The organism is Paracoccus sp. S-4012, assembly GCF_009674885.1.
GTDB lineage: Bacteria > Pseudomonadota > Alphaproteobacteria > Rhodobacterales > Rhodobacteraceae > Paracoccus.
Genome location: NZ_WKKA01000024.1, coordinates 22,920 through 30,516, shown reverse-complemented (window position 1 = coordinate 30,516; position 7,597 = coordinate 22,920). Strand labels below are relative to the sequence as shown.

4 protein-coding genes and 2 pseudogenes are annotated in these 7,597 nt (G+C 63.0%); all 6 read left to right on the top strand.

Annotation, left to right across the window (positions count from 1 at the left end):
* Positions 1 to 195 (top strand): annotated as a pseudogene (locus GI374_RS19950) (DDE-type integrase/transposase/recombinase); the annotation flags it as partial.
* Positions 141 to 430 (top strand): annotated as a pseudogene (locus GI374_RS17650) (transposase). The pseudogenes GI374_RS19950 and GI374_RS17650, both read left to right, overlap by 55 nt.
* A gap of 348 nt (positions 431 to 778) precedes the next feature.
* Positions 779 to 3,271 (top strand): glycosyltransferase, encoded by a 2,493-nt coding sequence (locus GI374_RS17645; protein ID WP_154338342.1) that lies wholly within the window; start codon positions 779 to 781, stop codon positions 3,269 to 3,271.
* Between the two features lie 28 nt (positions 3,272 to 3,299).
* Positions 3,300 to 4,073 (top strand): Stf0 family sulfotransferase, encoded by a 774-nt coding sequence (locus GI374_RS17640; protein WP_229583523.1) that lies wholly within the window; start codon positions 3,300 to 3,302, stop codon positions 4,071 to 4,073.
* A 141-nt stretch (positions 4,074 to 4,214) separates the two neighbouring features.
* Positions 4,215 to 6,494 (top strand): hypothetical protein, encoded by a 2,280-nt coding sequence (locus tag GI374_RS17635; RefSeq protein ID WP_154338340.1) that lies wholly within the window; start codon positions 4,215 to 4,217, stop codon positions 6,492 to 6,494.
* Entirely contained in the window at positions 6,491 to 7,567 is a 1,077-nt protein-coding gene (locus GI374_RS17630; protein WP_154338339.1) for a hypothetical protein, read from the top strand. Before GI374_RS17635 ends, GI374_RS17630 begins: the two co-directional genes overlap by 4 nt.
* Positions 7,568 to 7,597 lie beyond the last annotated feature (30 nt).

The window sequence follows — 7,597 nt, the reverse complement described above, 5'->3', positions numbered from 1 at the left end:
GAGCTGACGGCCCTGATCGCCCGGCGCGGCAAGCCCGGCCTGATCGTCAGCGATCACGGCACCGAGTTCACCTCGAACGCCATGCTGGCCTGGTGCGAGGAGGCCGCCGTGTCCTGGCAATTCATCGCCCCGGCAAGCCCATGCAGAACGGCATCTGCGAGGCGTTCAACTCGAAGATGCGGGACGAGCTCTTGAGACGCTGTTCTTCGGCCTCGATCAGGCCCGCCGCATCGTCGCCAGCTGGGTGGCCGACTATAACGCGGCCCGGCCCCATTCGGCACTCGGCTACGAGACCCCCGCAGCCTTCGCCGCCCAGTTCGCCGCAACGGGCGATCGGCTACACGCGATGGAAACGTTCCGCCGATCACCCATGGCTCCCTCCGCGCAAGCGGGCAAATGTCACCCGGCGGCTCTGGTCTCAGGTGGATGAAGGTCAGGGGTCACAGCAGGTTGAAGCTCGCAACTCCACCATAAACCGACGCCCTCGATGGCCGCCCCGGTTACACCCCAAGCGCGGCGCGAAAGTCCACCACGTCCTCGGACGCTACCACTTGCCTAAGTGATGCACGGCTGCTAATCGATACAGATGCAAAGCAATAAGCAGATCCGACTTGCCGGCGTCTGAGGCGGATTGCGATGATACGGCGTTGCGGGACTGCGGTCGGCTCCTCCACCACTCGCCGCATGCAGCCATCGGGGCCGGTCGCAACATGAAACTGACGTCTGCGCTTCATCCTGAGCTCTCTAGGCTCGCGTTTTCAGTCGAGCATTGATCTCCATGAGGGTGCTGAACGATTTTCTGCGCCTGCGGCGCCGCTACCTCGACCGACACGTGGCATACCGCTTCTCCGATATGCCCCTCGGCAGCGGCGATGATTGCGTGGGCTTCATCGAGGAATGCGTGTTTCGACGTGGAGTTCTGCGGCTTCGGGGCTGGACATTGTCGCATCGATTTACCGTCCAGATGGATGACGCGCGCTATTCCGTCCCGCGACGGGTTCATCGCGGTGACGTCGTGCTTTCCCTCGGATCACGCATCATCGCCACGAACAATCAGCATGCGCGGGTCGGCTTCGATGTGACGCTGCCCTGGCGGGGAGGTCCTGCACGGCTGATCGCCGAGGACCTGAGTGGCAGCGGCCCCTGGCCCTTGCCCCTGCCGACCCCGCGCATGATCAGGTCTCGCAGGCGGCGTTCACAGCTTGCGTTCCTGTGGGACTCGGTGATTGCCGCCCCGGCCGCGCTGCGGTATGTGCTCGGCGGCCGGAACCCGGACGGGGTCGAGCGGCTGCGAACACTGATGGGATTAGCGGGGGAAGCAAGCACCAGCCTCGTGCTCGACTGCCGCCATCTCTACACGGCCACGGCTCCGGCGCGCGAGCTTCCTGCAATGACCATCATCATGCCGGTCCACGATGCCTTCTGCCTGATGACAGAGGCCGTCGAGCGGGTGGAGTGTCACACCGACGTGGAGTGGCACCTCGTCCTGATCGACGACGCCTCGCGTGATGCGCGGGTGCGTCCCTGGCTCACCGAATGGGCGGGCCAGCGACCCGGCCGGGTGACGTTGCTGATCAACGACGAGAACCTTGGCTTCGTCCGCAGCGTTAACCTCGGCCTTGCCGCTGCGGAAGATCGCGACGGGCCAGTGGTTCTCCTCAACAGCGACGCGTTCGTGCCTCCGGGATGGGCGTCGCGGCTGCTTGCGCCTCTGGTGGCTCGCGACGAGGTGGCGAGTGTGACGCCCATGTCGAACGACGCTACGATCATGTCGGTTCCCTGGTTAGCGGGACGTGTGACACTGGCCGCGGGCGTGGGCTACAGCATCGATGCCGCGGCGCGAGATCTTTCCTGCAACGCACACGCCGTGCTTCCCACCGGCGTCGGTTACTGCATGGCGATGAGCCGCAAGGCGCTGCAGCTGGCTCCGAGGTTCGATTCCGTCTTCGGACGCGGATACGGCGAAGAGGTCGATTGGTGCCGCAAGACCGCCGCGGCCGGGATGGTCCACCTCGGAATTGGCAACCTGTTCGTGGAACATCGTGGCGGGCAGTCCTTCGGCAACCAGGCAAAGGCCACTGCCCTCGAGGCCTCGGCGCGGATCATCAGCGCAAGATACCCCGACTTCGACGAAGCGGTGCGCGACTTCATCGCCGCAGACCCCCTGCTGACCGCGCGGCTGACCCTGGCCCTCGCTCGCGCCGCCGCGGAGGACGCGGAGCCGCTGCATGTCTATCTGGGCCATTCCCTCGGGGGCGGCGCCGATATATGGCTGTCCTCACGGATCGAGGAGCGGGCTGAGCAAGGAAAGCGCACAGTCGTCCTCCGGGTCGGCGGACAGCAGCGATTCAGGATTGAGCTGCACGGAGATGGAGGCATCCTCGCTGGCGAGACTGACGACATTGCGCTCGTCATCAACATGATCCGCCGCATGCCACGACGGAGGATCGTGTATTCCTGCGGTGTCGGCGATGATCGGCCTTGGGAATTGCCCGGGCTACTTCTGGATCTGGCCGGAGGAGAAGGCTCCGCCTTGACAGTTCTGTTTCACGATTACTTCCCCGTCAGCCCATCACTGAATCTTCTGAACGCTGACGGCGGCTTTGCGGGAATTCCTCCCGTAGACTCGAGCGATCCGGCGCACCGGATTGCCGACGGCAGCAGAGAGGTGCTGCTATCCGAATGGCGCTCATTCTGGGGCAGGGCGATCCGCGCCGCGGATGAGTTGACGGTGTTTTCAAGAAGCAGCGCAGAGATCGTTGCCACCGTTTGGCCCGAAGCGAAGGACCGAATCGTCTGTCATCCGCATCGTGTGGCAGCCAACCTGCCGCAATTGCCTTCGGGTCATTCTGGCGGGCCTGGTGTCATCGGCGTTCTCGGGGCCATTGGCGGTCCGAAGGGCGCGCAGGTCGTCTCGGATCTGGCATGCTATCTGGATCGCCTGCCGGATGGACCGCAGCTTGTTGTGATCGGAAAGTTCGATCACCGCTACCCCTTGCCTCGTTCGGTCAAGGTCACCGGACAATATGATCTGTCCGATCTTGCATCGACATTGGCAAGACACAGCGTTACCGCATGGCTGATGCCCTCCGTCTGGCCCGAGACATTTTCGTTCAGCACGCATGAGATGCTCGCGACCGGTCTGCCGGTCATGGCATTCGATTTGGGGGCTCAGGGCGAAGCGGTGAAAGCTGCGCCGAACGGCCACATCGTTGCAAACGATCCGGCCGCCATTTATGAATACTACAGGCGTCTAAAACGTGTGAATTAAGGGCCGGAAGATGATGCCGTTGACTGACATGCTGTCCGAGGAGGGCGAGCACGAGCGCCGCATTCGCGTGATTTTCGACGATGGGTTCGAGTGGACTGCGGCAGAGCCGCGATTCAAGAAGCCGCTCGTCATTCTTGCGTTCACCAATCGTTCAGGTTCGAATCTGCTTGCGGATTACCTTCGCCAGTCGGGCCGGTTCCGCGGCTTCGGCGAAGGTCTGAATGCCGACGAGATAGAGCGCAACCTCGCCGCGAATCCAGATACAACTTTTCCCGACTACATTGCCAGAGTGGCGGGGGCGCCGGAGGAGCCAGGCTACTGGGGAATCAAGGCGTCATGGGCGCAGATCGCCCTGCTGAAGCGCGCCAACATCCTGTCGATGTTTTCCCGAGTCCTGATGGTACACACCGTTCGGCGCGACCTCCTTGGGCAGGCAGTGTCCCACTGGATTGCGCATCAGACGAACGAATGGACCAGCGCGCACAAGCGCACGGGTATCGAACCAAGATTCGACATTGGCGGTATCGAGGGTATCCTCATGGACATCGTGAGGTCGAATGCCGCAATCGACATGATCTCGCAGGTACTCGGCATCCAGCGGCATGTCGTAGTCTATGAGCAGCTTCAGGACGACCCCGCCCGCGAGGTGAGGCGATTGGCCGCTGAACTTGACGTCGACCTCGGTGACTGGATGCCTCACGCCCCTAGGATAGCGCGCCAGAGAAACGAAACTAATGAGCGCTTTAGCGCTCTGTGTCGTCAGCGTTGGCGAGCTGCCCTTTCTGGTGCTAGGGGGGCGTGATGAGCGTTCCAGGAAGGTGGTTCCGGATCATTGACTGTGCCGACCCGGTGCGGCATCACCCGCCGGTGATCGGCAGCCGGAGCTATCTCAACGTCGAGTGAACGTGCGTTGAGAGCATGGGCGGTTTGAAAGGTACGCAGGTTGAACGATTTCATACGTTTGTTCAGGCGCACGTCGCGTCGAGAGGGACGCAAGGGAAAGAGCGAAGCCGGGATCGATTCTGTTCAGGGAGAGGCGGCTTTGGCCGAAGTGATCGCCCCGCATTTCGACGCATCATTCTACCGTCGAAACAATCCGGATGTTGTAGAAGCAGGCGTTGAGCCATTGCAGCACTTCTTGAGGTACGGATGGCGCGAGGGCCGGGACCCCAACGCTTCGTTTTCTGTTTCTCAATACCTAGAACGGAACCGCGATGTGCGAAGCGCGGGGATCAATCCGTTCTGGCACTACCTGATCGGGGAGACCACTCAGCGCAGGTCCGATCACTCCGGGGATGCGGCAACCGGCAGGAAGGCTGACCTCGATCTCTCCGAACGCATCCTGCACGAAGCCGAGACGATCCGGGACCTCTTCGATCCGTCGTATTACTTGCAGCAAAATTCTGACATCGCGCAAGCGAAGGTCGATCCGCTTCTGCACTTCTGCCGAACCGGCTGGATTGAAGGGCGCGATCCTAGCGCATCGTTCTCTGTTTCATATTATCTCGACGAGAACCCGGATGTCCGCAATGCCGGGATCAATCCTTTCTGGCACTATATAGTCGTCGGCAAGGACGAGGGTCGGTCAGCGCGTGATCCAAGCGCTGACGGCACGCAAGATGACGGCGCCGATGACCGTCGCCTCCGCGAAGAGGCGGCGGTTATCGCCGCGTCCTTTGATGCGGAGTATTACCTGCGACACAACTCCGACGTTGCCGAGAGCGGCATCGATCCCCTGTACCACTTCGTGCGCTTTGGCTGGCACGATGGGCGCGACCCGTCCGCCGCTTTCTCGGTCTCCTACTATCTGGAATCCAACCCAGATGTCCGCGAGGCCAATCTCAACCCGTTCTGGCACTACGTCGTCGCAGGGAAGGCCGAGGGACGCGCGCCCCGACATCCCGGCGGCTACCGCGCCGAGGCGTTGATCGCGACTCAACCGCTGGAGGAACGCGTCCGGGCGTGGGGAACGCGCGACGAACCGGGCTCGTTGATGAGGGCGGATGATCTGTTCGATCTGATCGCCGGCGCCCGGCCGCGTGGGATCGGGAAGCTGGTGATTTCCGTCGGCCACGACAACTATCGGCAGGTGCCGGGCGGGGTCCAATACTGCATTCAGCACGAGGAGGAGATCGCGGCCGAACACGGCTTTACCTACCTCAACCTGTACCCGCACCAGCCGCTGCCGCGCCTTGCGCATCATTCGGAATCCCCGGATGTGCCGGTCGGATTGCTGCTGCAGGGAGAGGCGCTCGGCGCGGCGGCTATGAGCGCGGTCATCTCTGCAATCCGAATGCTGTCGGAGACCGGATCTGTTGAGGTCGTGATTCACAGCCTGCTGGGCCACAGTCCCGAACAGATTGCAGAATTGGTGCAGGCTACCGGAAAGGCCAGCTGTTATTTCTGGGCCCACGATTTCTTCGCGCTGTGCCCCAACTATGTGCTGCAGCGAAATAACGTTAGCTTTTGCGGCGCGCCCCCGAGCACCTCGAACGCCTGCAGGCTGTGCCTCTACGGTGCCGAGCGCGTTGACCACCTGGCTCGAATGACTGCGTTCTTCGACAGGCTCGAGGTGCATGTTCTCGCTCCCTCGCAGTTTGCGGCCGATTTCTGGTCCACGTATGGCGGACCGTCGGCCGCGAGCCTTTCGGTCCTGCCGCATGCGGAGATCGACTGGCAGGCGGTGGAGCGCGCGCCTGAGGAGGAGCGGAAGATCAGCGTGGCCTTCGTCGGCTACCCGGCGCCGCACAAGGGCTGGCCGGCCTTCGAGCACATCGTTCGCACCTTCCGGGGCAAGGAGTCGCCGCTCGACTTCGTGTATTTCGGCACCACCGACATTCCAACGGATGCGGTCGAGACCATTCCGGTTCATGTGACGGCCGACGATCCCGACGCAATGGTCCGCGCCCTTGCGGAGCGTCAGGTTGATTTCGTGCTGCACTGGGCGAGCTGGGCCGAGACCTTTTCCTTCTCGACGCATGAAGCCATCGCCGCCGGGGCCTATGTGCTCACCTCGCCGATCAGCGGCAACGTCGCGGCAACCGTGCAGCGCCTTGGGCGTGGCGCGGTGCTGGCCGACGAGGCGGACCTGGAGGCGTTCTTCCGCGACGGCCGGGCCCAGACGATGGCGGCAGAGCTGCGCGCGCGGCGGCGCAGGGAGCGGGGGCGGCTCTCGCGCAGCGCGATGACCATGGCGGTGCTGGCGCAGGAGGCGGGGGAATGACGATCCACGCGTTCACGAGCTTTTCCTACAGCTACCTCAATCGCGCGCGGGTGCTTGCGCGGACGCTCAAGGAGCAGCATCCCGACTGGGTTCTCTGGGCTGTCCTGACCGACAAGGAGCCCGAGGGCTTCGCCCTGGACCTCGCGCAGGAAGATTTTGATCGCCTGCTGACCGCCGAAGACCTCTTCGGCGACGAGACCGAGGCCTGGCTGTTCGGGCACGACATCGTCGAGGCCTGCACCGCGGTGAAGGGCCGGGCCTCGGTCGAGATCCTGAACCGGCCGGATTGCCGCAAGCTGTTCTACTTCGACCCGGACATCGCTGTTATCAATCCGATGGACGAAGTGGTCGATCTGCTCGACACGCATTCCATCGTGCTGACGCCGCACCAGGTCGATCCCGAGCCGCGCAGCGAGCGGCGGGCGATCCAGGACAACGAAATCGCCTCGCTGCAATACGGCATGTTCAACCTCGGTTTCGTGGCGATGGCGAATGATGCCGAAGGGCGGCGGTTTGCCCAGTGGTGGGACGACCGGCTGCGCGACTGGTGTCACGACCGGCTGGATATCGGCGTATTCGTCGACCAGAAATGGTGCAACTTCGTGCCCTGCTATTTCGACGATGTGAAGGTCCTCCGCGACCCCGGCTACAACGTCGCCAGCTGGAACCTGAGCCAGCGCCGGATGTCCTATGACGAGGCCGGCACGGCGCTGATCAACGGCCGTCCGCTGCGGTTCTATCACTTCACAAAGCTTGGCGCGGTAGGCGACGTGATGACCCAGCGCTACGCCAAGGACAACATCGAGGTCTACGAATTGTGGTGGTGGTACCGCCAGCAGGTGCTCTCGGCCAGCGCGCCAGAGATCCCGAAGGGCTGGTGGCACTATGGCACCTTCGACAACGGGGAGACGATCCCCAAGGCCGTGCGGGAGCTGTATCGCGAGCGGCCGGACCTGCAGAAGGCGTTTTCCGAGCCGTTGCGGACCGGGGAGGGTTCGTTGCATGAGTGGGTTGGGGCTAACACTGAACTCATGAGAGACGCTGACCGAAACCGCGGGTTCGTGCCTGTCTGACATGTAACTCGGGCTCGAGGCAGCGGGGGA